The organism is Pseudogemmobacter sonorensis (assembly GCF_042762395.1).
Classification (GTDB): Bacteria; Pseudomonadota; Alphaproteobacteria; order Rhodobacterales; family Rhodobacteraceae; genus Pseudogemmobacter; species Pseudogemmobacter sonorensis.
In genome coordinates, this window is sequence record NZ_JBEFZE010000035.1 from 1 (window position 1) to 25,798 (window position 25,798).

20 protein-coding genes are annotated in these 25,798 nt (G+C 66.2%); 10 read left to right on the forward strand and 10 right to left on the reverse strand.

All coding sequences use genetic code 11. The annotated features are described in order from the left end of the window. Positions 1-419 precede the first annotated feature (419 nt). The 7 genes from ABNX41_RS18370 to ABNX41_RS18400 all read left to right on the forward strand — a co-directional run bounded on the left by ABNX41_RS18370 (position 420) and on the right by ABNX41_RS18400 (position 8,172). Positions 420-968: an RNA polymerase sigma factor gene (locus ABNX41_RS18370; RefSeq protein ID WP_438671153.1), complete on the forward strand. Its 549-nt coding sequence runs from the start codon at positions 420-422 to the stop codon at positions 966-968. A gap of 3 nt (positions 969-971) precedes the next feature. Continuing rightward, entirely contained in the window at positions 972-1,901 is a 930-nt protein-coding gene (locus ABNX41_RS18375; RefSeq protein ID WP_438671154.1) for a FecR family protein, read from the forward strand. 126 nt (positions 1,902-2,027) lie between these two features. Continuing rightward, positions 2,028-4,445 carry a TonB-dependent receptor gene (locus ABNX41_RS18380; RefSeq protein WP_438671155.1) on the forward strand — a complete coding sequence of 806 codons (2,418 nt, stop codon included), beginning with the start codon at positions 2,028-2,030 and terminating at the stop codon, positions 4,443-4,445. Positions 4,446-4,519: 74 nt separating this feature from the next. Beyond that, positions 4,520-5,437 carry an iron-siderophore ABC transporter substrate-binding protein gene (locus ABNX41_RS18385; protein WP_438671156.1) on the forward strand — a complete coding sequence of 306 codons (918 nt, stop codon included), beginning with the start codon at positions 4,520-4,522 and terminating at the stop codon, positions 5,435-5,437. Next, on the forward strand, positions 5,434-6,411 hold the full coding sequence (locus ABNX41_RS18390; protein ID WP_438671157.1) for a FecCD family ABC transporter permease: 978 nt from the start codon (positions 5,434-5,436) through the stop codon (positions 6,409-6,411). Before ABNX41_RS18385 ends, ABNX41_RS18390 begins: the two co-directional genes overlap by 4 nt. Continuing rightward, entirely contained in the window at positions 6,408-7,382 is a 975-nt protein-coding gene (locus ABNX41_RS18395) for a FecCD family ABC transporter permease (RefSeq protein WP_438671158.1), read from the forward strand. Before ABNX41_RS18390 ends, ABNX41_RS18395 begins: the two co-directional genes overlap by 4 nt. After that, positions 7,375-8,172, forward strand: a complete 798-nt coding sequence (locus tag ABNX41_RS18400; RefSeq protein WP_438671159.1) for an ABC transporter ATP-binding protein — start codon at positions 7,375-7,377, stop codon at positions 8,170-8,172. The genes ABNX41_RS18395 and ABNX41_RS18400 overlap by 8 nt, the downstream gene beginning before the upstream one ends. On the opposite strand, the gene ABNX41_RS18405 is transcribed toward ABNX41_RS18400, so the two are convergent. The 7 genes from ABNX41_RS18405 to ABNX41_RS18435 form a co-directional block, all read right to left on the reverse strand. Then, positions 8,150-9,208: a siderophore-interacting protein gene (locus tag ABNX41_RS18405; RefSeq protein WP_438671160.1), complete on the reverse strand. Its 1,059-nt coding sequence runs from the start codon at positions 9,206-9,208 to the stop codon at positions 8,150-8,152. The two genes, ABNX41_RS18400 and ABNX41_RS18405, sit on opposite strands and share 23 nt — an antisense overlap. A 203-nt stretch (positions 9,209-9,411) precedes the next feature. Then, on the reverse strand, positions 9,412-12,561 hold the full coding sequence (locus ABNX41_RS18410; RefSeq protein ID WP_438671161.1) for an efflux RND transporter permease subunit: 3,150 nt from the start codon (positions 12,559-12,561) through the stop codon (positions 9,412-9,414). 3 nt (positions 12,562-12,564) lie between these two features. Beyond that, positions 12,565-13,707 (reverse strand): efflux RND transporter periplasmic adaptor subunit, encoded by a 1,143-nt coding sequence (locus ABNX41_RS18415; protein WP_438671162.1) that lies wholly within the window; start codon positions 13,705-13,707, stop codon positions 12,565-12,567. Positions 13,708-13,765: 58 nt separating this feature from the next. Further along, positions 13,766-14,878 carry an ABC transporter permease gene (locus ABNX41_RS18420; RefSeq protein WP_438671163.1) on the reverse strand — a complete coding sequence of 371 codons (1,113 nt, stop codon included), beginning with the start codon at positions 14,876-14,878 and terminating at the stop codon, positions 13,766-13,768. 3 nt (positions 14,879-14,881) lie between these two features. Beyond that, positions 14,882-17,611, reverse strand: coding sequence for a ribosome-associated ATPase/putative transporter RbbA (gene rbbA, locus ABNX41_RS18425; protein ID WP_438671164.1), 2,730 nt, complete (start codon positions 17,609-17,611; stop codon positions 14,882-14,884). Next, complete coding sequence (locus ABNX41_RS18430) at positions 17,608-18,675, reverse strand: HlyD family secretion protein (RefSeq protein WP_438671165.1); 1,068 nt, start codon at positions 18,673-18,675, stop codon at positions 17,608-17,610. Before ABNX41_RS18430 ends, rbbA begins: the two co-directional genes overlap by 4 nt. Positions 18,676-18,770: 95 nt before the next feature. Beyond that, on the reverse strand, positions 18,771-19,601 hold the full coding sequence (locus ABNX41_RS18435) for a MipA/OmpV family protein (protein ID WP_438671166.1): 831 nt from the start codon (positions 19,599-19,601) through the stop codon (positions 18,771-18,773). A 430-nt stretch (positions 19,602-20,031) separates the two neighbouring features. Between ABNX41_RS18435 and ABNX41_RS18440 the strand changes: the two genes are divergently transcribed. Beyond that, positions 20,032-20,637: a TetR/AcrR family transcriptional regulator gene (locus ABNX41_RS18440; protein ID WP_438671167.1), complete on the forward strand. Its 606-nt coding sequence runs from the start codon at positions 20,032-20,034 to the stop codon at positions 20,635-20,637. A 39-nt stretch (positions 20,638-20,676) separates the two neighbouring features. On the opposite strand, the gene ABNX41_RS18445 is transcribed toward ABNX41_RS18440, so the two are convergent. Next, on the reverse strand, positions 20,677-21,243 hold the full coding sequence (locus tag ABNX41_RS18445) for an imelysin family protein (RefSeq protein WP_438671168.1): 567 nt from the start codon (positions 21,241-21,243) through the stop codon (positions 20,677-20,679). A gap of 81 nt (positions 21,244-21,324) precedes the next feature. On the opposite strand from ABNX41_RS18445, the gene ABNX41_RS18450 reads away from it, so the two are divergent. Both ABNX41_RS18450 and ABNX41_RS18455 read left to right on the forward strand, forming a co-directional pair. Next, on the forward strand, positions 21,325-22,005 hold the full coding sequence (locus tag ABNX41_RS18450; RefSeq protein WP_438671169.1) for a response regulator: 681 nt from the start codon (positions 21,325-21,327) through the stop codon (positions 22,003-22,005). Then, positions 22,002-23,366, forward strand: a complete 1,365-nt coding sequence (locus ABNX41_RS18455) for an ATP-binding protein (protein ID WP_438671170.1) — start codon at positions 22,002-22,004, stop codon at positions 23,364-23,366. The genes ABNX41_RS18450 and ABNX41_RS18455 overlap by 4 nt, the downstream gene beginning before the upstream one ends. A gap of 49 nt (positions 23,367-23,415) precedes the next feature. Here ABNX41_RS18455 and ABNX41_RS18460 read toward each other — a convergent pair whose 3' ends face one another. Both ABNX41_RS18460 and ABNX41_RS18465 read right to left on the reverse strand, forming a co-directional pair. Beyond that, entirely contained in the window at positions 23,416-24,318 is a 903-nt protein-coding gene (locus ABNX41_RS18460; protein ID WP_438671171.1) for a c-type cytochrome, read from the reverse strand. Next, a complete protein-coding gene (locus tag ABNX41_RS18465; RefSeq protein ID WP_438671172.1) occupies positions 24,315-25,655 on the reverse strand; it encodes a c-type cytochrome in 1,341 nt (446 codons plus the stop codon). Before ABNX41_RS18465 ends, ABNX41_RS18460 begins: the two co-directional genes overlap by 4 nt. Positions 25,656-25,798 lie beyond the last annotated feature (143 nt).

Genomic DNA, 25,798 nt, shown 5'->3' on the forward strand with positions numbered 1-25,798 from the left:
CTGACCATGCTGTCCGCGTCGATCCGGTCGTCCAACCGATGGGGAAACAGGGAAGCCTGATCGCGCTCGTGTCCTCGATGAACCCTGCCATCTCGACCTCCCAAAACCACGGCAAAGTCTGACACAGTAGAGAGTTCCCACACTCCCGCGGCCACAAGCTGCCGGTCGGCCTCGACCCATGTTGCGCGAACGCATTCCCCGAAGCAGCCATTGAGTCAGAACTGCAGAAAATGCTCGTCTTATCGGCTGTATGCCTTGAGCGATCCTTGCGCATCGGGTGCGGTGGCTGATGTGTCATCCATCAGCCTTGGCCAGGCTGGGCGAATTGGCGGGCTGGCGCCTGGAGGGTCATCCTGGGGCAGGCCGCGAACTGGGGCGTCGGGGGCCTGCGGCCATTGCGCAGCCAAACTCAATGCCGCATGGTGGCGCGCATAGCTCACATCGATCCGGATTTCAGCGTGACCTGGGATATTCAAGCATTATTCAGCGGGCATGCGCGCCGTGTCGCCCGATCGCTGACGCGGCGGGGACTGGCGGCGGATGTGGCTGAGGATCTGACGCAGGACGTTTTTCTGAGGATCTTGGAAAAGAGCCGCCAGCAAACCATGCCGCAGTCCGGAGAGGATCCCTCGCCCCTTCTGTTCCGCATTGCCCGCAACCTGATGATTGATCAGTGGCGGCGCGAAAGCGCGCGGCCGCAGGTGCCGCTGATGCCCGGTGATCTCGACATGATCGCCGATCCCGCACCCCTGACCGAACAGCGGATCTATGACCGTCAGCGGCTGGAACTGACCGCGAAAGCCCTGGCTGAAATGCCCGAGCGCACCCGCCGCGCTTTTGAACTACACCGGATCGAGGGGCGGACGATTGCCGAGGTCTCTACCGAACTGGGCGTGTCGACAAGCCGGGGCTGGGCGCTGGTCCATGATGCCTATCGGCGCATCCGTCAGATCCTGCATGAGGGCTGATGCATGCCCACGCCGCATGAGACGGATCTGTTTGAAGAGGCGGTGACGCATGCGGTCCGGCTGCAGGCCAATCCGCAGAGCAGTGCGGCGCGGACGGCGCTGGCAATCTGGCGCGCGCGCAGCCCGGCCCATGAAAGCGCCTGGTCTGAAATCGCCGAGATCCATGGCATGGCAGGGTCTCTGCTGGTGCCAGAGCCGTGCGAGACCGGGGTCAGTCGACGCAAGGTATTGGGGCTCGGCCTGCTGGGCATTGGTCTTGCAGGCGGGGCCGGGATATTCGGCCCGGGCATGATCCTCGCGGCCCGGGCGGATCACATGACCGCGACCGCTGAAATCCGCGACCATGCACTGCCGGATGGCAGCGTGGTCAGCCTTGGCCCAGCCTCTGCCATTGCGCTGGATTTTTCGCCGGGTCGTCGGGACGTCAGGCTTCTTTCCGGCATGATCTGGTGCAGGATCGTGCCGGCGCCGGATGTCTTTCATCTGAGATGCGGCGGCACCCGCATTGACAGCACATCCGCCGAGCTGAGCCTGTCACAGGAGGATGGCCTGATCTCGCTGGCGCTGGATCGGGGCCAGGCCTGGATCGCGACGGGATCCGATAGCGGAACAGAACTGGTGCCGGGCGATTGGCTGGAACTGGAAGCAAACGGGCGCATTGTCCGTCGGATAGAACTGGCTGCGGCGGAGGCCTCGGCCTGGCGCAACGGCATCGTGACGATTGAGGCTGAGCCGCTTTCCGTGGTCGTGGCCCGGATAGCGCGGTGGCTGCCGGGCCGGGTAATGATTGCCGATCCGGGACTTGGCGAAAAGCTTGTCAGCGGCGTATTTGACATGAGCAGACCGCGCGACGCGTTGCTTGCCGCTGTTAGCCCGTATGGCGCGAGGTTGCATCAGATCACGCCCTGGATGGTGGTCGTCACCTCGCTCTGACCCAGCCCGAAAAATAAATCTGCCGCCGGGGGTGAAAAAACGCCCGCCCCATTCGTAGAGCTTACCGAGGCAGCCATTGCATCCGTGAGCAGCCAGCCCTCGCTGAATTCCGATGGGGAGACTGGTATGAACGACAGGGGTTCCGGCGTCGCCGGACGGATACTCGCGGCGATGCTGATGGCCACAACCGTATTGGGTGGCAGCCTGATGACCGGCAGCCTGGTCATGGCGCAGGAAGCGGGCTATGACATCCCGCCGGGCGCATTTAACACCGTCCTTGCGGCCTTTGGTCGTCAGTCGAACCTTCAGTTGGCCTATGATCCGGCACTGGCGGTGGGCAAGACCTCGCCCGGACTGTCTGCGCCTGCCACGCCCGATGCTGCGCTGACGGCGCTTTTGCAGGGCACGGGCCTGAGCTTTGCCTTTACCGCACCGGGGGTGGTCACGATCACCGGACTCGCCGCGGGCGAGGCTGATACGGGCGGAATCATGCTGGGCACCATCGTGCTTTATGGTGATCGCACCACCAACGTCCTGGGTGAAAGCCGCAGCAGCGTAGCGGTCGTGACAGGCGAACCTGCCGCCGCCCCGGCCCCGACCGCCGTGAGGGACGCCTTCCGACAGATGGGCAATGTCAGCGCCGGTGACTGGCTGGAAAGCGGCTTCGTCATCCGCGGCGTCAATTCCGAAGGTCTGGTGCCGGGCGCTGCGGGCGCACCGCTGGCCTCGCTGTATATCGACGGGGTGCAGCAGACGGTGAATGCGGTGCGGCGCGGCACCCGCAGCTTCTTCGATGTCGAGCAGCTGGAGGTCTATCGCGGGCCACAATCCACCCTGTCGGGCCGGGCTGCCCTGGCAGGCGCGATGTATCTGCGGACCAAGGATCCCGAGTTCGCGCGTTCGGGCGAGGTGATGCTGAGCTATGGATCCGACAACCATCGCCGTGCGGGTGTTGCTTTCGGGGATACGCTCGGCCCCAATCTTGCCTATCGCGTCAGCGCCGAATGGTCCGAGAAAGAAAGTGATCTGGATTACCGCTCTTATCGCCGTTTCGACAGCTATGACGATTTCATCACGGATGACTATTACGCCATTCGCGGCAAGCTGCTGTGGCTGCCGACCGGCGACGACACGACCCGGGTCCTGCTCAGCTATGCGCGCAGTTATGACAGCCCGACCTATAATGATGTTGCTGGCCCGCTCTGGACCACCGGGGCGCCGGGCTATGACGCAAGGCGTGGCGATATCTGGGGCGTATTGACGCCCGAACCCTATGCTTCGATGGTGGGTCAACTTCCGGCATTTGCCGAAATGCGCGATACCACGGTTGACAATTTCGGCGTCGAGATCAGCCATAATCTGAACGGCAACCTGCGGCTGACCGCGCTGACGGGGATTTCCCGTTCGGTCACGGATCGCGATTCCATCAATTACGGCACGGCGGGAGAGTTCCTCCAGACCACCGGCCAGTTCACGCAGAAAACCATCTCGCAGGAATTCCGCCTGAACTATGATGACGGCGTCGGCTTGAAATGGGTGACCGGGATCTATGCCGGGCGCTCGGACAATGACGCCTGGCGCGAAAGCATGCTGCTCAGCTTTGATCAAAGCCGCAACGAGGCCGATATCACCAATGTCGCGCTGTTCGGAGAGGCCACCTGGGAATTTGCCCCGGGCTGGAGTGTGATCGGCGGCGGGCGGATCGACTGGATCAGCCAGAAACAGATGGCCTGGGTCGCCAGCAATGGCACCGTGACCGCAGATAACAGCTCGCGTTTCGAGGATACCGTTTTCCTGCCGAAACTGGGGCTGGAATATGCCTTTGCCGAGGATCAGACGGTCTCGCTGATCTATCAGGAAGGTTATCGCCCGGGCGGATCGGCCATTCTGGCGGCCAGCGGCACAGTCTACGATTACGATGCCGAATATGCCAAGAATCTGGAACTGGCCTGGCGTGGCAGCTTTATGGATGACCGGCTGATCCTGGCGGCGAATGTCTTCTGGCAGGATTGGCGCGATCAGCAGGTCGAGGTTCTGGTGGATCCCTCGAACCCGAGCGGCGACAGCTATATCGCGAATGCCGGGAAATCCGAAAGCCACGGTGCCGAGCTGGAAATGTCCTGGGCCGCTTCGGACCAGCTGAGCCTGTTCTCCTCGGTCGGCCTGTTGAAGACGAAGTTCACGGATTTCAACCTGGTCGGCTATGGCGATTATTCGGGGCTGCCCTTCCCCAATGCGCCCGAGCAAAGCATCGCGCTTGGTTTCCGCTGGACCGGCACGAACGGTTTCTTCGGGGCGGCATCGGCGAAATATACCGGCAGCTCGATGTCGCGGCTGGAGCAGGGCACGGCGCGGCCGGTTGATCTGTCCTCCTACACCACGGTCGATGCCGAGTTTGGCTATCAATGGAACCAGACCCGCCTGACCGCCTATGCGACCAACCTCTTCGACACCGAGTATTATCTTTACGAGGCCGGGCCGGGCGTGATGGCCACACTGGGCGACCGGCGCGAGGTGGGATTGCGGCTTGATCACCGTTTCTGAGCGGGTTTTCCGCTGTGAAACAGGCACCCCGGGTCCTCCGGGGTGCCTGTCCGTTCTTCCGACAAGGATACGCCATGCGTTTTGCCGCCACCCTGATCCTGGCCCTGATCCTGCCTTTTGCCGCCACGGCGCAGGATTGTGACGGCAGGCTGCTGGAGGGGCCTGATTATATCGGCGCCCCGCTCTGCATTCCGGCCGATCCGCAGCGGATCCTGGTGATCGACCCGACCTTCTCGTTGGGGATGACGCTTGAACTGGACCTGCCGGTCGTGGCCGCACCCCTGACGGGGATGAGCGATGACCGTCTGCAGTCCGAGGCGCAGGCCAAGGGGATCGCCGATATCGGCTTCATGCTGGAACCCTCGATCGAGGCGGTGGTTTCGGCCCGGCCCGATCTGATCATAGGCAGTTCCATGGCCGAAAGCCAGCTGCCCATGCTGGCCCGGATCGCCCCGACCGTGCTGGTCACACCGCAAGACTGGCGCGCCTATTACCGTGCCGTAGCGAGGATCGCGGGGCGCGAGGATCGGCTGGCCCAACTAATGGCCCCTCTGGATGAACGGATCGCGGTCCTGCAGGCGCGTGTGCCGGAGACCAAAGTTTCGGTGATCCGCATCACCCCCTGGGATTTTCAGGTCTATCTCGACGCGCCCGACGCCTGGGCCCCCTTTGCGCTGCTGCATGAACTGGGCGTCCTGCGCAGCGAATACGAGATGCAGACCGATCCGACCGGCCTGAAACGCCCCGATTGGGAAGAGATCGCGGGCCTTGACGGCGACTTGCTGCTTTACATCATTGGCGGCTCGAACGGATCTGCCGAAAGCGGTCGCTGGGAAGAGGTCAGCCAGAACCCGCTATGGCGGATGCTGCCCGCAGTGCAGGCGGGCCGGGTGCATCCGCTGGATCCCGGTATCTGGATGGAGTTTTCCGGCATCGGTTCCGCGCATAGGGTGCTGGATGATGTCGAGCGGCTGATGATCGGCGCCCCATGAGGGCGGTGCTGGCCTTGCTGCTGGGGCTGCTGGCTCTGGCCCTCTGGGCGCTCGGCACCGGCTCGGCGGGGATCGGGCCGCACGAGATCCTGATCGCGCTGATCCATGGCGGCGACAGCCGCGAGGTGCTGTTGATCACGACCGTCAGGCTGCCCCGGATGCTGGCGGCGCTGGCGGTCGGTGCGGCTCTGGGCGGCTCGGGGGCGATCCTGCAGATGCTGACGCGCAATCCGCTGGCCGATCCCGGCCTGCTGGGGATCAATGCGGGCGCGGCGCTGGCGGTGGTGCTGCTGGTCACGCTGGTTCCGGGTGCGGGCCGGTCCGCGATGGTGCCGGTGGCCTTTCTGGGTGCCGGGCTTGCGGCGCTGGCGGTCCATGCGCTTGGGGCGGCGGGCCGCAGCGGGGCCACGCCCCTGCGGCTGACCCTGGCGGGCGTAGTGATCGCCAGTTTCCTTGCCGCGCTGACGGCGGTTCTGCTGATCTTTGATGCGGCCACGCTGGATGCGGTGCGGCAATGGACCGTCGGATCATTGTCGGGGCAGGGCATGGTGGATCTGGCCGCACCGCTGCCATGGCTGGCCTTTGCCGTGGCGGCCGCGCTGATCCTGCAGTCGCGGCTGGCGGTGATCGGGCTGGGGCCCGAGGTCGCAGCGGGCCTGGGCGCGAATGTCGCCCTGTGGTGGGGGATCGGCATCGCCCTGGCCGCGCTGCTGGCCGCATCGGCGGTGGCGCTGGCCGGGCCGGTGGGCTTTGTCGGGCTGATCGTGCCGCAGGCGGTGCGGCTGGTGGCGGGTGCGCGCTTTGCGCGGCTGCTGCCTTTGTCGATGCTGGCGGGGGCGGCTGCGGTGCTGCTGGCCGATACCCTTCCACGCGCGACTCTCGGCCGTGACATTCCGGTCGGGGTGGCGCTGGCCCTGATCGGCGGGCCGGTCTTCCTGTGGCTGGCGCGCAGCCGGATCGGGCGGCTGGCATGAGGCTGGCGCTTGCATCCCTCGCACTGGTGCTGCTCCTGCTGACAGCCCTTGGGGCCGGAGAGCGGGCGATTGCGCCCGGGTTGATCCTGTCCGCCCTGCGAGGCGATCCGGTGGTGCCCCCGGATATCGCCTTCATCATCACGGAATTGCGCCTGCCCAGGGCATTGCTGGCCATGCTGGCGGGTGCCGCGCTGGCGTTGGCGGGGGCGCTGGCACAGGCCGCGATGCGCAACAGCCTGGCCGAGCCGGGGCTGATCGGCATCAATGGCGGGGCCGCGCTGGCGGCGATGGTGCTGCTGGTGCTGTTTCCCGCGTCGGCCGCTTTCTGGCTGCCATGGGCTGCGCTGGCCGGAGCCTTGGGCATGGCGGCGCTGATCCAGATCCTGAGCCTGCGGTTCGGGATGCGCTCGCAGCGGATGATCCTGATCGGTCTGGCCCTGGGCGCTGTCGCAGGCGGCCTGTCCGCGTTTCTGTCCGCGATGGGGGATATCACGGCGGTGCAGCGGGCGATGCTGTGGATGGCGGGCAGTTTGCAGGACAGCCGCTGGGAAAAGCTGCACCTGCTGCTCCTGTGGCTGGCGCCACTGGCAGCACTGGCCCTTGGCTCGGCCCGGCTGCTGGATCTTCTGGGGTTCGAGGATGAGCAGGTCACAGCCCTTGGTCTGCCATCGGGGCCGCTGCGGGCGGCCATGCTGGCGCTGTGTGCGGCGCTGGCCGGGGCGGTAGTGGCGGCGACCGGGCCGATCGGCTTTGTCGGGCTGGCCGCGCCGCATATGGCGCGGCGGCTGGTGGGGCCGCTGCACCGGCATCTGCTCCCGGTGGCGGCGCTCACCGGGGCGGGTTTGCTGCTGCTGGCCGATACGCTGGGGCGCAGTCTGGTCGCCCCTGCCCAGATCCCGGCGGGGATCGTCAGCGCCCTGATCGGCGCGCCCTTCTTCGGCTGGCTTGTCTGGAGGCATCGCGATGACTGACCGCCCCGTCACCGAGGGGCTTGCCGCCCGCGACCTGACCCTGGCCTACGGACCCCGCCCGATTGTCGAGGGGCTGAGCGTCGATATCCCGCCGGGCCGCTTCACCGTGCTGGCGGGGCCGAATGGCAGTGGCAAATCCACCCTGCTGCGGGGGCTGTCCGGTGGCCTGAAACCCGTAGCGGGCAAGGTCTTGCTAGACGGACAGCCCCTCGTGCGTCTGGCCATGAGGGCAAAGGCGCGCCGCATCGGCCTTTTGCCGCAGACACCGCAGGCCCCCGAGGGGTTGCGGGTGCGCGATCTGGTTGCCCATGGCCGCCACCCGCATCGTGGCCTGTTCTCCGCCTGGTCTGCCGCCGACCGTGCGGCCTGTGCCCGTGCGATGACCCAGACCGGCATGACGGATCTGGCCGATGCGCCACTGGATGCGCTGTCGGGCGGGCAGCGGCAGCGCGCATGGATCGCCATGACTCTGGCGCAGGAGAGCGACATCCTTCTGCTGGATGAGCCGACCTCTTCCCTCGACCTGTCACATCAGCTGGAGGTGCTGCAGTTGATCGAGCGGCTGGTGGCCGGGGGGCGCACGGTCGTTGCGGTGCTGCATGACCTGAACCAGGCGGCGCGCCATGCCGATCATGTCGTCGTGCTGCAATCCGGGCGCGTGGTGGTTGCGGGTGCCCCGGAGCACGCACTGTCGCTGGATGTGCTTGAACATGTGTTCGGGGTTCGTGCCGCGGTGCTGACCGATCCGGCCAGCGGCAGGCCGGTGTTCATTCCGCATCTGCCGGGATGACCACATCGCCCCGCGCCTGCCTTTGTGCGGCAGGGGGCACCCAGCCCGCTGTCCAATAGGCGGCGGCGTGGAACTCTCCGGTGCCCAGCCCGGCCGTGCTGGCCCAAAGGCGGGCGTCTTCGGCCTCGCGCCGCTCGCCCGCGAAGAAGATGAAGCGGTCGCTGTCCGGCGGCGACAGGGCTTTCAGAAGATCCGTCAGCGGTCGGCCCTCAATGCGGGGGATCCAGTGCAGGGTCATGCCGGGCGGCACCGCGACCGGCTGTCGGTCGGACGGGTCAGAAATCAGGATGAAGGCCTGTCCCCCGGATTCGGGCGCGGCGGCCTCGATCGCGCGCAGCACGACCGGCAGCGCGGTTTCGTCACCGATGATTCCCATCCACGCAGCCTGTTTCACGCCGCGCCCGCTGGGGCCGGTCAGCATGACCTGCGCGCCGGGGGTGATATTCTGGCACCATTCGGTGACCCGCCCGCCCTGATGCAGGAAGACATCGAAATCCAGCCAGTCGCCCTCGGGGCTGACCGCGCGCACCGTATAGGGCGGGCGGTGCCAGGCCTCGATCCCGCCGGGCCAGATGATCCCCTCGGGCCCCGCCTCGGGCCATTCCATACCGTCAGGGCCGATCAGCAGCCTGAAATGCAGCCCGCCTTTCGCAAAAGCCGTAAAATCTCCCGCCAGTCTGATCCGGTAATAGGAGGGGGAGATGCGCGTTCCGGATAGAACCCGCGCTGACATCAGCCGGCTTTTTGCGGCGCGCCCCGATGGGGCGCTTTGCCAGGTCGGGGCAGGGATCCCGGCCTGGACTGCGAAACCGTCAATTGCGCCGCGTAACATCTGCAGCCCCGCGTCGCTGTCCGAGGTGACCGCCAGTTCCACCCCGCCCGGGACAGGGCGCACGCCGATGCTGCCGCTGTTGGCCTGGATGGTCGCCTCTTCTGCGCCGCGCGTGACATGCGCGCCGAGCGCATCGGCCCTGTCGCAGAGCAGAGGGATGCCCGTGCTCGCAGGGATCTCAATGAAAGCAATCATCTGGGCCATAGATGTTCCGATCGGTCCTGTATCGGTGGGCGATGAAGCAAGCACAATCCTGAGATAGCCGGAACAGCAGTTCAACCGGTCATTTCGCACTGGTGGTGGGAGAAAGCGTTGCACGATTCACGTTGAACTTCGGCCGAGGATGGGCCTTGATGCTGTGACCGCCCCCCGACGGCATCAAGGTCCCTCTTTCCCACCGATGCCTTTCAGATCTCGCCGATCTGTTCCACCTGATGGACGACGCTTGGCCCGTGATCCTCCGGCGCCTTCGGCAGGAATCTCGCGACACGCCGCGAAAACCCGTCGATGTAGGACAGGATCACCGGCACCACGATCAGCGTGAGGACGGTCGAGCTGATCAGCCCGCCGATCACCGCATGGGCCATCGGCGCGCGCTGCGCCCCGCCGCCGCCCACGGCCAGCGCCAGCGGGATCATGCCCACGATCATCGCCAGCGTGGTCATGACGATGGGCCGGAACCGGATCGCGCCGGCATTGACCAGCGCCTCGTTCAGCGGCAGGCCGCGCCTGCGCTCGCGGTTCGCGAAATCCACCAGCAGGATGCCGTTCTTGGTGACGAGCCCCATCAGCATGATGAAGCCGATCAGCGAGAACATGTTGATCGTGCTGCCCGCGACCATCAGGCCGAGCAGCACGCCGACCAGCGACAGCGGCAGCGCCGCCATGATGGCAAGGGGCTGCAGGAAGCTGCCGAATTGCGAGGCCAGCACGATATAGATGAAGGTCACGGCCATCAGCAGCGCGGTAATCATGTGGCCCATCGTCTCCTGCATGGTCGAGGAATCGCCGCCGAACTGGATGCGATAGCCAGGGGGCAGGTCGAGCGTGGCGATCAGGGTTTCCAGATCGGTGGTGGCATCGCCCAGCACGCGGCCGGAGATGTCGGCCGAGATCTGCACCTCGCGCGTCATGTCGAGGCGGCGGATTTCCGAGGCGGTGGCGACCCGGGCGAACCCGGCGACCTGATCGAGCCGGACCATCGCCGGGGTGCCATTGGCATCCGTCCCGCCGGTCGTGAGCATCAGGTCGCCGAGCGCATCGGTGTCGGCGCGCCGCTCGGCCGGCAGGCGGACCACGACATCGTGGGTCTCGCCCAGAGGGTCGGTCCAGGTGGTGACCTCCTCGCCGCCGATCAGGGGCGCGAGGGCGGCGCCGATCTGATGGATGCCGAGGCCGAGGTCGCTGGCGGCCTCGCGCCGCAGCCGCACCGCGATCACGCTGCTCGCCGCATCGGCGCTGGAGGCGATGTCCACCATGCCGGGAATCGCGCGCATCCCGTCCATCAGCCCGGCCGCGATCCGCTCCAGTTCCGTCTGATCGTCGCCGAGGACGCTGAGCCGGATCGGGCTGTCGCCGCCGCCGAGCCCCTGCTGCACGATGGCGATCTCGATCCCCGGGATGACCGAGAGGCGCTCCCGGATCGGGTCGGCCAGCATGACGGGGGTGCGTTCGCGCTCGTCCTGCGGCACGAGGCCGACCAGGATGGCGGCGCGATGCTTGCCGGTGGCGGTGCCGGTGTTGACGGTGGAATAGAGCGTATCGACCTCGGGGAATTCGCGCAGCGCGGCCTCGATCTGCCCGACCTTGGCGGCGGTATAGTCGAGCGAGGATCCGACCGGGGTCTGCACATTGATCTGGAAGCGCCCCTCGTCGGCCCGGGGCGTGAACTCGGCGCCGACCAGCGGCACCATGAAGAGGCTGCCGATGAAGATACCCACGGTCGAAGTCAGCGTGACGAGGCGATGACGCAGGGTCCAGCCGATCAGGCGGCGGTAGCCCCCGGCCAGCCGCTCGAAGCCATGCTCGAACCGCGCGATCAGGCGGCCGACGGGCCCGCGCTTCGCATCGGGCTGGGAGTCCGGGTCGTACCAGACGCTCGACAGCATCGGGTCGAGCGTGAAGGCCACGAAGAGCGAGATCAGCACGGCCGCCGAAACCGTCACCCCGAATTCGTAGAAGAAGCGCCCGACGATCCCGTCCATGAAGGCCACGGGCAGGAAGACCGCGACGATGGTGGCGGTCGTCGCCAGCACCGCGAGGCCGATCTCGCCCGTGCCGTCCAGCGCGGCCTGAAGGTGCGACTTGCCCATGTGCAGGTGGCGGGTGATGTTTTCGCGCACCACGATGGCGTCGTCGACCAGAATGCCGATGGAGAGCGTCAAGGCCAGCAGGCTGAGCGTGTTCAGCGTGAAGCCCAGCACCGAGATCACCGCCAGCGTGCCGATCATGGCGATGGGCAGGGTCAGGCCGGTGATCACCGTGCTGCGCCATGAGTTCAGGAACAGGAAGACGATGGCCACGGCCAGCGCCGCGCCCTCGATCAGCGTGGCCTGCACCTGCGCGACGGATTCGCGGATCGGCAGCGAGGCATCGGTGACCACGCTGAGCGTGACGCCGCTCGCGGCGAGTTCGTCGTTCAACCGGTCCAGGCGCGCGATCACGTCGTCGACCACCTGCACGGTATTGGCATCCTGCACCTTGACGATGTCGAGCGCGAGCGCGGGCTGACCGTCATAGAGCGCGAGGTTCTCCGCATCCGCCGCGCCGTCCGCGACGGTTGCGACATCGCGCAGATAGACCGGCCCGCCGCCGCGCCGCGCCAAGATCATGTCGAGGAAATCGGCGGGCGCGTCGATCCGGCCCTGCACCTGGATGCCGAGATCGGAGAAGCCGGTCACCAGGTTTCCGGCGGGCCGGTTCTGGTTGCCCTCGCGCAGCGCTGCCAGCACCTCGTCGATGCCTACGGACAGAGCGCGCATCCGGGTCTCGTCGATGACGATATCGACCTGCTTCGTGCGGCCGCCGACAAGCGTGACCTGGCCGACGCCGGAGACGGTGGTCAGCTGCCGGATGATGCGCTGCTCGGTCAGGGCGGTCAGCCCGGCGGTATCGAAGCGCGGGCCGCTGACGGCGATCGACAGGATCGGCTGGTCCGAGGGGTTGAAGCGCGAGACCACGGGCTTGTCGACATCATCCGCGAAACTCGCCTCCAGTGGCGCGAGCTTGTCGCGGACCTCCTGCACGGCGGCGGGACCGGCCACGTCGAGCCGGAACTCGGCCACCACCACCGAGCGGCCCTCATAGGAGGTCGAAGTGACCCGATCGAGCCCGCTGACGGTGTTGATCGCCTCTTCGATGGGTTTGGAAACCTCGGTTTCGACCGTCTCGGGCGTGGCGCCGGGATAGGTGGTCATCACGACGACGATCGGCACGTCGACATTGGGATACTGGTCGAGCCCCAGTCGGGGATAGGAGAAGGCACCGAAGACCACCAGCGCCACCATCATCATGGTGGCGAAGACGGGATGCGCGACCGAGATGCGGGTGAGGAACATCCGTCAGCCCCCCGTGACTTCGGCCAGCGCGCCGTCGCCGAGACCCGGAAGCGGGGCGATGAGGATCATGTCGCCCGGTGCGATCCCTTCGCGGATCTCGACCTGCCCGCCGCTCCATGTGGCGCCGGTCACGACGGGACGGCGTTCGAGCCGCCCCTCCACCAGCCGGAGCACATAGGCCCCCGCCTCATCCTCGCGCAGCGCGGTCGCGGGCAGGGCCAGCACATCGGCGCGTTCCTCGACAAGGATCGTGCCGGTGGCGAACATGCCGCCCCGCAGCCGCCCGTCCGGGTTCACGAGCCCGATATGGACCACGATGAAGCGCGAGCCGTCGTTCGCGACCGGATTGATGCGCAGGACGGTGCCCCTGACCGTCTCGCCCTCCAGCCCGTCGATGCGCAGTTCTGCCGACTGGCCGGAGGCGAGACGGGACACGTCGCGCGTGGCGATGAGGACCCGCGCTTCCAGCCGGGACGGATCGACCAGTGTCATCAACTCGGCCTCGGCGCTGGCGCGCTCGCCGATATCCACATTGCGGCTGGCGACCACCCCGTCGAAGGGCGCGCGGATCTCCGCGTCGCGCAGCGTGGCCTGTGCGATCCCGGCCTGGGCCCTGAGACCGTCGAGCTGCGCCTGCAGGACAGCCGCTTCGCGCCGTGCCTGGTCGAGCTGTTCCTGCGTGGCAATCGTGCGTTCGGCCAGACGCTCGATCCGGTCCAGCGCCTGCCGCGCGAAGAGAAGCCGGGCCTCGGTCGCGTCGATCTCGCTTTGCCGCAGCGCTAGCGTGGCCGCTAGGTCTTCGGTGTCGAACCGCACCAGCAGATCCCCGGTCCTGACTGCCTCGCCCTCGCGCGCCCCAAGCTCGACGACGACACCCGCGGACCGCGCGCGCAGGATGACGCGCTGCACCGGCTGAACCTCGCCGCTCACGGTCAGGCGCTCGGCGATGGTTGCGGGCATGACGCGAAGAACTTCGCGTGGCAGCAGCTCCATCACGGGCTGCGCAGGCGGCACGGCCGCCTGCGCTCCGGCTGTCGTGTCGACGCCCTGCGACGCGCCATCCGACGACACCAGAAGGGTGGAGGCGAGATAGAGACCGGCCCCCGTCATTGCGACCAGCGCGAGGGATCGTATCCAGACAGTCATCCTGCGTCTCCTCCTGCTCGTGAGCTGGTAGTGTCTGATGGCTTCGGGGCGCGGAAGATCATTTCAGGAACCTTCGGAACCGGCTGAGCGACAGCGCGAACAGCGCGGTGCCGATGGCAAGAAGCCAGAGCATTTGTGGCCAGATCACATCGAGGCCCGCGCCGCGAAACAGAACCGCCTGCGCCAGCTTGACGAAATGCGTGTTGGGGGCGGCCTGCATGACGAACCGGACCGCCTCCGGCATCGCCTCGATGGGCGTGCTGCCGCCCGACAGCACCTGAAGGGGCAACAGCACCATGATCAGCAAAAGCCCGAACTGCGGCATCGATCCCGCCATCGTTGCGAGAAAGATGCCAAGCGAGGCGGTAGCGAAGACATGAAGGGCGGCGCCGGCGAAGAAGAGCAGCAGCGAGCCTTGCAGCGGGATGCCGAGGAGCCAGTCCACCATGCCGAGCAATGCGAAGCCCGTGCCCGCCATCACCACGAGGCCCATCGACCAGATCTTGCTGATCAGGATTTCCGGCGGCGTCACCGGCATGACCAGCAGGTGCTCGATCGTGCCATGCTCGCGCTCGCGGATCAGCGCGGCCCCGGCCAGGATGATCGACAGCATGGTCACGCTGTTGACCACGCTCATGATCGCCTGGAACCAGCCGTCATCGAGTTCGGGGTTGAAGCGCGGGCGCAGCACGAGGTTCACGGGGGGCACCTCGCTGGCGCGATAGCGGGCGAGGAACTCGGCCACCTCGGCCGAGACGATCCGCTGCACATAGCCCGAGCCGAGAAAGGCCTGGGTCATCCGCGTCGCGTCGACGTTCAACTGGATCTCGGGCTGCTTGTCGGCCAGCAGGTCGCGCTGGAAATCGGGCGGGATGTTCAAGGCGAAGGTGTCGAGCCCCTCGTCCATGCGGCGATCCATCTCGGCGGCGGTGATGAGGACAGGTGCTGCGAAATAGGGTGGCTGGAAGGCTTCCACTATCCGCAGCGACAGCGGCGACTGATCCTCGTCCACGATGGCGATGGGCGCGCGGTTGAGCGTCTCGGAGCGTGAGGTGCCCGAGGTATAGACCGAGAAGGTGAAGGAAAACACGATCAGGAACAGCATCGCCGGATCGCGCAGCAGCCCGCGGATTTCCTTGACGCCGAGATGCAGGATGTTGGCCGGGTCCATCGGCTATTTCTCCTGCTTGCGCATCAGGAGCGCGCCGAGGCCGATCAGCACCGGGATCACCAGCGCCAGCCGCAGGATCGCGCCGCCGAGTTCATTGAGGCCGAGCCCCTTGGAGAACACGCCGCGCGAGATGGTGATGAAATGCGTGGTCGGATAGATCTGCGAAATCACGGCGCCGACGCCATCGAGCGAGGATACCGGATCGGTGAGGCCGGAGAACTGCACCGCCGGCAGGATGGTGATCAGCGCGGTCGCGAAGACCGCCGCAAGCTGGCTGTTCATGAAGGCCGAGATCACAAGGCCGATGGCCGTGGCGGCCGTGACGTAGAGAAAGCCCGACAGCACGAAGACGGCGAAGCTGCCGGTGAAGGGCACCTTGAAGGCGAAGATCGCCAGTCCCGTCAGCAGGAAGAAGTTCAGCATGGCGATGGCGGTATAGGGGATCTGCTTGCCCAGCAGGAATTCGAGCCGCGTCACCGGGGTGACGTAGAGGTTGGTGATCGAGCCCAGTTCCTTTTCCCGCACAACCGACAGGGCCGAGAGCATCGAGGGGATCAGCAGCAGCAGAAGCGGGATCACCGCAGGCACCGTGGCGACGAGGCTCTTGATGTCCGGGTTGTAGCGGTAGCGCAGTTGCAGGCCGAAATCGCCCGCTACGGCCGCCGCGCCATATTCCTCGCGCATCCGCAGGGTCAGCCAGTGCGCATGCATGCCCTGCACATAGCCCTGCACGGTCTCGGCCCGCTGCGGACCGGAGCCGTCGATCCAACCCCCGATCTCTACATCGCGGCCGCGCAGGATGTCGCGCCCGAAATTCGGCGGGATTTCCAGCGCGAGGTTCAGATTCCCTTCGCGCAGGCGCCGATCCATTTCCGCGTAGTCCGCAAGCGGCTCCTGTTCGATGAAATAGCGCGATCCGGCGATCTGCTGGACATAGTCGCGGCTGATCGTGCTGTCGTCGTGATCCAGAACCGCGAAGGTCAGGTCCTTCACATCGGCTCCGATGCCGAGGCCGATCACGAACATCAGGATGAGGGTGCCGAGCACGGCCAGCGCGCCCCGGATCGGGTCGCGCCTGAGTTCCATCGTCTCGCGCATCGCATAGCTGAACATGCGGCGGGGATCGAAGGCGGGGCTTTTCGCAGGGACATGGTCCTGAGGCAGAACCCGCGGGGCTGGCGGTCCCGGCGCGGAGGTGGTGTCACCGATCGCCTCCTGGAGATAAGAGATGAAGGCGTCTTCCAGCGTCGCCGCGCCGCGCCCCCCGGTGATGGCTTCGGGCGTGTCGGTAACCAGAACCTTGCCCGCATGCATCAGAGAGATGCGGTCGCAAAGCTCCGCCTCGTTCATGAAATGGGTTGAGACGAAGATGGTCACGCCATCCTTGCGCGACAGATCCGACAGGATCTGCCAGAACGCATCCCGTGCCACCGGATCGACGCCGGAGGTCGGCTCGTCGAGGATCAGGATGTCCGGCGCGTGCAGCATGGCGATGGCGAGCGACAGGCGCTGACGGATGCCGAGCGGCAGCGCGTCGGGCCGCTGCTCCATCACATCGGTCAGGTCGAATCGCCCGGCCATCTCGCGAATGCGGGGGGCGATCTTCGCCTCATCAAGCTTGAACAGCCGCGCATGGAGGTCGAAGTTCTGCGCCACGGTCAGCTCGGCATAGAGCGAGAAGGCCTGGCTCATGTAGCCCACCCGCTTGCGCACCGAGAGATCATCCGGATCGACCTCGTGGCCGAAGAGCTTCGCCGTGCCTTCGCTGGCCGTCAGCAGCCCGGTCAGCATCTTCATCGTGGTGGTCTTGCCGCAACCGTTCGAGCCGAGGAAGCCGAAGATCTCGCCCTTCGGAATTCTGAAGCTGACATCGTCCACTGCGGTGAAATCGCCGAACCGCATGGTCAGATGGTCAGCCTCGATGGCGTAGTCGCCCGCATCCCGCGTCATCGGAGGGATCACCAAGCGGTTGTGCCCGCTGCGATCCGCCTCGGGCAGGAGCTCGATAAATGCGGCGTCAAGGTTGTCCGTCGCCGTGCGCGTCATCAATTCCGCCGGCGCGCCAGCGGCCAGCACCCGGCCCGCATTCATCGCCACCAGCCAGTCGAAGCGCGCAGCCTCTTCCATATAGGCGGTGGCGACGATGACGCTCATGCCGGGACGGCCCGCACGGATGCGGTCGATCAGCTCCCAGAACTGGCGGCGCGACAGCGGGTCAACCCCGGTGGTCGGCTCGTCGAGGATCAGCAGGTCGGGGTCGTGGATCAGCGCGCAGCACAGGCCCAGCTTCTGTTTCATCCCGCCCGAAAGCTTGCCCGCCGGGCGGTTGCGGAAGCTCGAAAGCCCGGTCGCGGTCAGTAGATCGGTGATCCGGGCCTCGCGTTCGGCCTTGTCCTGGCCGAACAGGCGCCCGAAGAAATCCACGTTCTCGAAGACCGACAGCGTGTGGTAGAGGTTCCGACCCAGGCCCTGCGGCATGTAGGCGATACGAGGGCAGACCGCCTTGCGGTGCGCAGGCAGGTGCATGTCGCCGCCCAGCACCTCCAGTGCTCCGGTCTGCAGGGCACGCGCCCCGGAGATCAGCGCGAGCAGGCTGGATTTCCCCACCCCGTCCGGCCCGATCAGCCCCACCATGCGGCCGGCAGGGATATCCAGCGCGACAGAATCCAGCGCCTTGACCCTGCCGTAGGTCAGGCCGACCTCCCGGATATGCGCAACGGCGGCATCACTCATGGTGCCACGAGGTTCTGTTGCAGAAAGTCGGGCCATTCCGCATTCGGATCGACCCGCACATAGGCCATGCCGGGCAGGCCGGTCTTCACCTGCCGGATGTGCTGCAGCAGCAGTTCCGGCGCGATCTTCGCCCGGACGCGGAAGGTCAGCTTCAGCCGCTCTTCCTCGGTTTCGACAGACCGCGGGGTGAACTGCGCCACGTCGGAGACGAAGGACACCGTGGCCGGGATCACCGCACCGGGCGCCACATCCATCACCAGCCGCACCTCGGTGCCGATGGCGATCCGTCCCGCCAGTTCCGTGGGCAGGAAGATGTTCATGTAGACGTCCGATACGTCGATCATGTTGATGACGCGCCCGCCCGAACCCAGCACCTCGCCGGGCTGCGCGAGCCGGTATTGCACCCGCCCGTCACGCGGCGCGGTCAGCGTCGCATCGGTGATTTCGGCGGCGACGCTGCCGAGCGCGGCTTTTGCGGCCGCAACGGCAGCCTCTGCATCGACGATCTGCGCCCGTGCCGCACCGATCGCGGCCTGCGAGGCCGCCAGGGATGCCCTGGCCGAAGCGAGCGCCGCGCGCGCCTTGCGCTCGTTCGCGCGATCATCGTCGAGAGCCTGTTGCGAGAGGGCGTTGGTCAGCGCGAGAGCCTCGGATCGGGCCAGACGACGCTCGACCGCATCCAGTTCGGCTTCCCGCAGCTCGACCTCCGCCTGCGCCGCATCGCTTTCGGCCTCACGTTGGGTCACGAGGCTGTTCGCGGTCTCGATGCCGATTTCCGCCCGCCGGATCCGGGCTTCCGCCTCCAGCTTCTTCGCGTCGAGTTGGGCCGTGTCCATCTGTGCCACAACCTGCCCCGCCTCGACGAAATCGCCCTCCGCTACGAACACATCCTTCAGCCGCCCGCCGGTCTGTGCCGCGATGTCGATATCCACGGCTTCGAGCCGGCCATTGCTGCCGGTGATCCCGGCCGGAAGGGATTGCGGATCGCTGCCGAGCCAGAACCAGCCACCGAGAGCCGCTGCCGCAACAGCGCCTCCGGCGATCCATATTCTGCGGGATGTCATGCGGACCTCTCTGGAAAAGCGGATCGCGCCGCTACGCCATTGCCATCGGGGTCAACCCCCTTCGGCGATGCCGCAACAGCGCGGGCAGTCAGGCGTCAGTTGCCGAAGCGGTAGGAAACCCCGATGAAGCCGAAGGCCTGGGTGTCGTCGAAGACGATGGGGCTGTTCCTGGCGTCACCGAGCAGCTTCGTCATCGTGGCCGATGCCGTCAGGTTCACGCGCTCGGTGATGCGGTAGTTCGCAGTGAGGCCGATCGAGACATCCTTGAACCCCCCACCCGGAGAGAACGAGGAGATGCCAGCCGAAGCCGCCTGTATCGGCGTGACGCCGAAGTAGCTCTGGTTGTAGTCGCCGTCCGACCAGGTGGTGCCGATCACCGGGATAAGCGTCAGCTTCTCTGTCACGTTGTAGCGGTAGGACAGGCTGGCATCCACGAGCATGCCTTCGAGATCGCCGGAAACCGCCTTGGTCACGCCGAAGGTCGCATTGAACCCGTCCCTCTCCCAATCCGTGAACAGCCGGGCGCCGACGCTGCCCGAAACTTCTCCGAGTGCATAGGGAAGATCGAAGCCGGGGATGTAGACGATGCTCGCCCCGAACCGGAAATCCCCATATTCGAGGGGGTAGGCACCGATGCCGTTGCGCAGGTTCATGAAGAACGGCCCGCGCGCGATGTCGATCAGCGGGATCGCCCGTGTGCTGCGTTCGTCGGAGCCCTGGTATTCCGGGGTGCTGGCGGCGCCCAGGCCGAAGATCATGCGGTCCCGGGACGGCAGTTGAGCCTGCGCCTGTGTCCGGACCTGGGTCTGTGCCTGTGCCGGCAGGGCAATGCCGGCGATGCCGAGCGCAAGGCCGACGGCGCAGAGCCGCGCAAGGCCTCGGGGGGATAGTCTCATCATGCTCCGCTCCAATTTTTCGAGATGCATTTTCGATGCGACAGCTCCAGACTAAAGCGGCAGCCGGCAGGTCTGGAAGATGATGGTCGTTCGCCGCGTTGCGTCACTGTCGGTAAGATGCTTGTATGTATCTTGCTTGGATGGCGCCCTTGTCAATAGGATTCGCAGACGCATCTTATTTGGAGGCGGCCTTCTGAGCTTGAATATGCTGAGGCTTCCGGATGCACGAAATTTGGGCGAAAGAGCCAGGCATCCTGTCGTGCGAAGGCTATACCGGTTTCGCGCGAAAGCGCCGTCACGGAGTTGCCGATCGGTGCCGGGGCCCGAATGCGTCGCGGCCGTGAGGCGACGAATCCATGGGAAGTTTCGCTCCCCATGGCAAAGTGATAACGCAGGTCACCGGATTGGCTGCTTCGCGACGACATCCGGTCCGCACATATGAGAGTTTTCTGAGAGGCGAATGACGGCGATGTCTGAAACCGGGGGCGAAAAGGCACGACGCAGACGTGGCGCCGAACTGGAAGCAGCCATCCTTGACGCGGCCTGGGAAGAACTGGCCGCGCATGGTTACGAAAGCCTGACCCTGGAGGCAGTCGCGCGCCGCGCCGGAACCAGCCGTCCGGTTTTGAGCCGACGCTGGAACACTCTCTCAAAGCTCGCATCGGCCGCGATTGTCCGATACGCGGTTCAGAATCCCATGGTGGTTCCCGATCTTGGAAGTGTCAAGGAGGAGCTCATCATGCTGTTCCGCCAGATTGCACGGCGATCCTCGCCAAAACTGGTGCGTCTGATCTACGAGATGCGGAAAGATCTCGAGGAGGCATTCTCCAGCTTCGCCGAGATCCGCTCCACAGTGGGCAGCACCGGATATCCGATGCAGCAGATCCTGGATCGCGCCATCGCCCGGGGAGAGGTCGATCCCGGATGCGTCACGCCCCGCCTCCTCCGGCTGCCGGTCGATCTGGCGCGCCACGAAATGATGATCACGTTCCAGCCGCTTTCCGAGTCCGATATCCATGAAATCGTCGACGATATCGTCCTGCCGCTCTGGAGGAGCAGGGGATAGCGTCAAAGGGGGCGGACCCGGAATGGCCCAGGCCAGGTCTCAACCCGAGACTGTTGACGGGCCTGCAACCAGGCCCCCGCTTCTGGGGTGATCTGCGTCCCGAGGTGGCGCCGCCGCCCGTGGTTTGGGTCCATTGTGCTTCCGATGGTTGTCGGAGGCCGATCGCGGGATGCCGATCGTGGAGAACTCGGCCTTGATCCCGGCGATCAAAGACCGGACCAGGTTGACGATTTGATAGGAGCCTTGGATGTTGGCCGTTAAATCCCACGGGTCGGTGCGGGAACGGCGGTTCTCTTCGCCCGAGTTCTTGAGAAAGGCCACTTCCTCCATCAGCACAGCCGCACCGCCCGCGACTTCCTCTGGCGGGAAGGTCAGCGCCTCGATGCGGCTGTGCAATTCAGTCACGTTGGCCAGCAGCCTATCTTCCACCGGCTCCAGCCGTTCCGTGTTGTTCTCGAGCCAAGGTTGTATGCAAACCTGTTTGATCACGCCAAGACGCGCGGCGCGCCGATGGCCTGTGAGGCGACCGGTGTCCAGGTCAGCACCACGACTTTCACACTGATCCTGGTGCCGGAAATCTTGTCGTACATCGACAAATTTTCGCAACGCATGGCTCCGGCCTTAAGCCAGAGTTAAGATTGTGTTGAAAAGACGCCATCTGCCGGGTGGACAGACGGAGAACGGATTTTGAGGCTCCTGATCGTCGAGGATGACGACATGCTGCGCGACGGACTTGCCGTCGGGCTTCGTCTTGCCGGTTTTTCGCCCGATGCCGTCGCCTCGCTGGCTGATGCGCGGGCCGCACTGTCCTCCGGCGCGTTCGAGGGCTTGGTGCTCGATCTGATGCTGCCGGACGGATCGGGGCTGGACCTGCTGAAAGAGATGCGCGCCGCGGGCGACAGCAGTCCCGTGCTGGTGCTGACCGCGCGCGACCAGACCGGCGACCGGGTGACGGGACTGGATTCAGGGGCCGACGACTACCTCGGAAAACCGTTCGAACTGGCCGAACTCGCCGCAAGGCTGCGCGCCATCCTGCGCCGCCGTCAGGGACGGGCCGAAGGCCTCATGCGCTGGAACGGGCTTTGTGTCGATCCGGCGCGGATGCGCGGAGAGATGGAGGGGCGGGAGATCGAATTTTCCAACCGCGAGTTCACCATCCTGCAAGCGTTGATGGAGCGTCCGGGCGCCATCCTCGCCAAATCGTTCCTCGAGGACCGGCTCTATGGCTGGCAGGAAGAGGTCGAGAGCAATACGGTCGAGGTCCATATCCACAAGCTGCGCTCGAAGCTGGGGGCAAGCTTCATCGAGACCCTGCGCGGCGCCGGCTATCGGCTGGCCGCCCCGCCGGGGGAGGGAAGGGCGGGATGAACTCGATCCGCAAGCGACTGTTCGCGATCCTGCTGGCGGCGACCGGGGCGGTCTGGCTGTCCGCGGTGGTCTGGATCCAGCATTCGACCCGCACCGAGGTCAGCCATGTGCTGGACCGCAGGTTGCAGGAATCGGCGCAGATGGTCGCCTCGCTGATCGGCCGGAACGGTGGCATCGTCGCGCCGGACGCGGCGACGCTGGTCGATGCCGCACCTGCCCTGCCCGACACCGGCCGTCATGACTTCGCGCGCCAGCTCATCTGTCAGGTCTGGGGTTTCGATGGTCAGCTGAAGAGCGAATCCGATGGCGCGCCCTCGCAGAGGCTGGCCGATGGCCGCGCGGGGTTTTCCGAGCGCGAGGTCGAGGGCGAGATCTGGCGCGTCTACAGCCATGTCGACGAGGATCTCGGCATCCGGGTCATGGTGGGGGATGCGCGATCCGTCCGCGACCGGCTGGTGGGCGATGTGGTGATCGGCCTGCTGGCCCCGGCGCTGCTGATCCTGCCGCTGCTGGCCGGGCTGATCTGGTTCGCGGTGCGGCGCGGGCTGGAACCGCTGGACCGGCTGGCCCGCACGCTGGCCGCGCGGCCTGCGACCGATCTTTCGGCGCTGGACGACCACAACACGGCGACGGAGTTGAAGCCGATGATCGGCGCGCTGAACGGGCTGTTCCGCCGGGTCGATGCGGCGCGCGAGCGCGAGCGCAGCTTTACCGCCTTTGCCGCGCATGAGCTGAAGACCCCGCTTGCGGGCCTCAAGACCCAGGCGCAGATCGCGCAGATCGCCCCGGACGAGACCACCCGCGCGCGGGCCCTGGCGCAGATCACCGGGGGCGTGGACCGCACCGATCGCATGGTGCGCCAGTTGCTCGACATGACCGCGGCCGAGAACCCGGTCGAGACCTGCAACCTGCCCGCCCAGGACGGCGCCCGGATCCTCGCCGAGGTCGCCGAGGGGCTGGCCGGGCTGGCCGCATCGCGCGGGGTCACGCTGGCGCTGGACGACAGCCCCGATCCCTGGCGCACGACGCAGGCTGCGCTGCTGGCGCCCGCGCTGCGCAATCTGCTGGAAAACGCGATCCTCGTGTCGCCCGATGGCGGCAGGGTCGAGGCGCGGCTCGACCGGCTGGACGGCCACGTGCGCTTTTCGGTGCTGGATCGCGGCCCGGGCATCGCCGAGGCGGACCGCCCCCGCGCGACCGAGCGGTTCTGGCGCGGCGCGGCCAGCCCCTCGGGCCAGGGCAGCGGGCTTGGCCTTGCGATCGTCGCCGCCGTGATGGCGCGAATGGGGGGCGAGTTGCGGCTGTCGCCCCGCGACGGCGGGGGCGAGCGGGCCGAACTCCTGCTGCCCGCCGCCGCCTGACCCCGGCGGAACGCGAAGGCGCAACGCCACCGGCCGGGCGGGACCTGCCTCAGTAGCGGGCATCCTTCGGCTTGTTGCCGTTCGGCCAGTCGTTCACCTTCGGAGCGAAGTCCGGCCGCGGCATATGGGTGAAGTAATCCGACACGTCGATCGCCTCCTGGTCGGTCAGCGCACCGCCCTGTCCCAACTGCCCGGTCAGGTGCATGGCGGGCGGCATCGCCCATTTCACGAACTGCGCCGCCTTGTAGGTGCGCGCCATGCCCGCGCCGATGTTGAAACTGCCCTCGCCCCATACGGGCGGGAAGATCACGTCGCCGAACTGGTCGAAGGTGCCCTCGCCGCCGGCCCCATGGCAGGCAGCGCATTTCGCGACATAGATCGCCTCGCCCCTGACCGGATCGGGGATCAGGCTTTCGTCGATCGGCCCGGCATTGACCACATCGACCCTGTGCGCCTTGTCCACGCCCTGGCGCATCCATTCCATGTAAGCGATCATCGCCTTCATCTCGGGACTCTCGCGGCCGATCGGCGTGCCGTTCATGGAACGCTGGAAGCAACCGTTGATCCGGCCTTCCAGATCGACCTCCCGCGCGGCGCGCGGCATCACGCGGGGGTAGAAGTTCACCGTATTGATATAGCCGTTGGCGGCGTCGATCTTGCCGTCGAGCATGTGGCAGGAATTGCAGTTCATCTGCGCCCCGACATGATCGGGCAGCAGCCGTTTGGTATCGGCCAGCAGCCGCTTGCCATAGAGGATCTCGTCGGCGTTGGGCTCGGCCAGGATATCCTTGTCGGGCGGAATGACATAGCGCCCGACCTCGTTGTTTTCGGCATCGAGGATGGCGATGCCCATGGGCGCGGGCGCGTCCAGGACCGGGCGCGTCGCGAGCCATCCCGCTGCGGCGCCAAGCCCCAGAGCCGCGGCACCTGCCCAAAGAAGCGTCTTTTTCATTGTCCTGCCTCCGGCGCGTAGTGAACGGGTTTGTTCGCGATCTCCTGGCGCATCCGGGCGATGTCGCCCCCGGTCACCGGGCTTGCGTGATTGCCCCAGGAATTGCGGATGAAGGTCATGAGTTCCGCCAGATCCTCGTTCGTCAGGTGCGCGAAACCGGGCATGGCGAAGGCCATCGGATGCGCGGGCGTGTCCGGCATCCGCCCGCCCGCCAGCGTGACCTGGATCAGCGAGGAGGGATCGTCGGCGAAGACCATCGAATTGTCCTTCAGCGCAGGATAGACCTGCGGCGCGCCCATCCCGTCGAGCCGGTGGCAGACGGTGCAGTGCTCCACATAGGTCAGCGCACCGGGGGCCGAGAAATCGCCCGCGCGCAGCGCGGCCGTGGTCACATCCTCCTGCGGCACCCATTCCTCGCGCCCCGGGCGGGGTGTCAGCGATTTCAGATAGCGCGCGATGGCGGTCAGGTCGTCGTCCGTCAGATGTTGCAGCGAATGCTCGACCACATCCGACATGGACCCGAAGGCCGCCGTCCTGTCGTTGCGGCCGGTCTTCAGGAAGGCGATGAGTTCCTCCTCGGACCAGGTGGCGAGCCCGGTGTCCTCGTTGCGCAGGTTCTTGGCGTACCATCCTTCCAGCACGGAGCCCGACAGGAACCGCCCCGCCGGATCCTCCGCCAGCGCCTTTTCCTGGTAGGCGAGGCCGCGCGGCGTGTGACAGGCGCCGCAATGCGCCAGCCCCTCGACCAGATAGGCGCCCCGCGAGATCACGGGATCGGCCCCTTCGGGCGGGGCGAAGTCGCGCGGGTGGGAGAACAGCATGTTCCACCACGCCAGCGGCCAGCGCAGGCTGGCGGGCCAGGGGATGGTGGTGGGCTGGTTCTCCTTCCAGACCGGCTCGACCGAGGACATGAAATAGGCGTAAAGCGCCTCTGTGTCCGCGTCGCTGACCACCCGATACGAGGCATAGGGCATAGCCGGGTAGAGATGCGCCCCATCGGGTCGCATCCCCTGACGCACGGCACGCTCGAAATCCCCATAGTCATAAGTGCCGATGCCGGTGTCCGGGTCGGGGGTGATGTTGGTGGCGTAGATCGTGCCCATCGGTGTTTGCAGCCCCAGCCCGCCGGCGAAATGCGCGCCGCCGGGCGCGGTATGGCAGGCCACGCAATCCCCCGCGCGTGCCAGATACTCGCCACGCGCGATCAGATCGGGGTCTGTGATGTCAACTTCAGTGGTCAGCTTCGGTGCGAACCACATTCCGGTCGAGATGGCTGTGCCCCATCCGATGGCCAAGGCCGAAGCTCCCGCCAGAAGGGCGTATACGGCGATTCTCATATCTTCCTCGTCTCTCTGGACGGAGGCAGAATCTCGCTTTGGTAGCGGCCCGGCGTTGATCTGTATCAACCGGGTGAAAATTTATTATTTAATATCAGTATTTTATGGAAATTAGACGCCAAGCGGGGCGTTGGAACACCCCG

What these genes read in the sequence shown, in the direction of transcription:
- ABNX41_RS18390 (WP_438671157.1), top strand. Translation starts at nt 5,434, where the DNA reads ATGAGGGCGGTGCTGGCCTTGCTGCTGGGGCTGCTGGCTCTGGCCCTC.
- ABNX41_RS18420 (WP_438671163.1), bottom strand. Translation starts at nt 14,878, where the DNA reads ATGGACCCGGCCAACATCCTGCATCTCGGCGTCAAGGAAATCCGCGGG.
- ABNX41_RS18465 (WP_438671172.1), bottom strand. Translation starts at nt 25,655, where the DNA reads ATGAGAATCGCCGTATACGCCCTTCTGGCGGGAGCTTCGGCCTTGGCC.
- ABNX41_RS18400 (WP_438671159.1), top strand. Translation starts at nt 7,375, where the DNA reads ATGACTGACCGCCCCGTCACCGAGGGGCTTGCCGCCCGCGACCTGACC.
- ABNX41_RS18415 (WP_438671162.1), bottom strand. Translation starts at nt 13,707, where the DNA reads ATGACTGTCTGGATACGATCCCTCGCGCTGGTCGCAATGACGGGGGCC.
- ABNX41_RS18410 (WP_438671161.1), bottom strand. Translation starts at nt 12,561, where the DNA reads ATGTTCCTCACCCGCATCTCGGTCGCGCATCCCGTCTTCGCCACCATG.
- ABNX41_RS18385 (WP_438671156.1), top strand. Translation starts at nt 4,520, where the DNA reads ATGCGTTTTGCCGCCACCCTGATCCTGGCCCTGATCCTGCCTTTTGCC.
- ABNX41_RS18375 (WP_438671154.1), top strand. Translation starts at nt 972, where the DNA reads ATGCCCACGCCGCATGAGACGGATCTGTTTGAAGAGGCGGTGACGCAT.
- ABNX41_RS18455 (WP_438671170.1), top strand. Translation starts at nt 22,002, where the DNA reads ATGAACTCGATCCGCAAGCGACTGTTCGCGATCCTGCTGGCGGCGACC.
- ABNX41_RS18430 (WP_438671165.1), bottom strand. Translation starts at nt 18,675, where the DNA reads ATGACATCCCGCAGAATATGGATCGCCGGAGGCGCTGTTGCGGCAGCG.
- ABNX41_RS18370 (WP_438671153.1), top strand. Translation starts at nt 420, where the DNA reads ATGGTGGCGCGCATAGCTCACATCGATCCGGATTTCAGCGTGACCTGG.
- ABNX41_RS18440 (WP_438671167.1), top strand. Translation starts at nt 20,032, where the DNA reads ATGACGGCGATGTCTGAAACCGGGGGCGAAAAGGCACGACGCAGACGT.
- ABNX41_RS18435 (WP_438671166.1), bottom strand. Translation starts at nt 19,601, where the DNA reads ATGCATCTCGAAAAATTGGAGCGGAGCATGATGAGACTATCCCCCCGA.
- rbbA (WP_438671164.1), bottom strand. Translation starts at nt 17,611, where the DNA reads ATGAGTGATGCCGCCGTTGCGCATATCCGGGAGGTCGGCCTGACCTAC.
- ABNX41_RS18405 (WP_438671160.1), bottom strand. Translation starts at nt 9,208, where the DNA reads ATGGCCCAGATGATTGCTTTCATTGAGATCCCTGCGAGCACGGGCATC.
- ABNX41_RS18460 (WP_438671171.1), bottom strand. Translation starts at nt 24,318, where the DNA reads ATGAAAAAGACGCTTCTTTGGGCAGGTGCCGCGGCTCTGGGGCTTGGC.
- ABNX41_RS18395 (WP_438671158.1), top strand. Translation starts at nt 6,408, where the DNA reads ATGAGGCTGGCGCTTGCATCCCTCGCACTGGTGCTGCTCCTGCTGACA.
- ABNX41_RS18380 (WP_438671155.1), top strand. Translation starts at nt 2,028, where the DNA reads ATGAACGACAGGGGTTCCGGCGTCGCCGGACGGATACTCGCGGCGATG.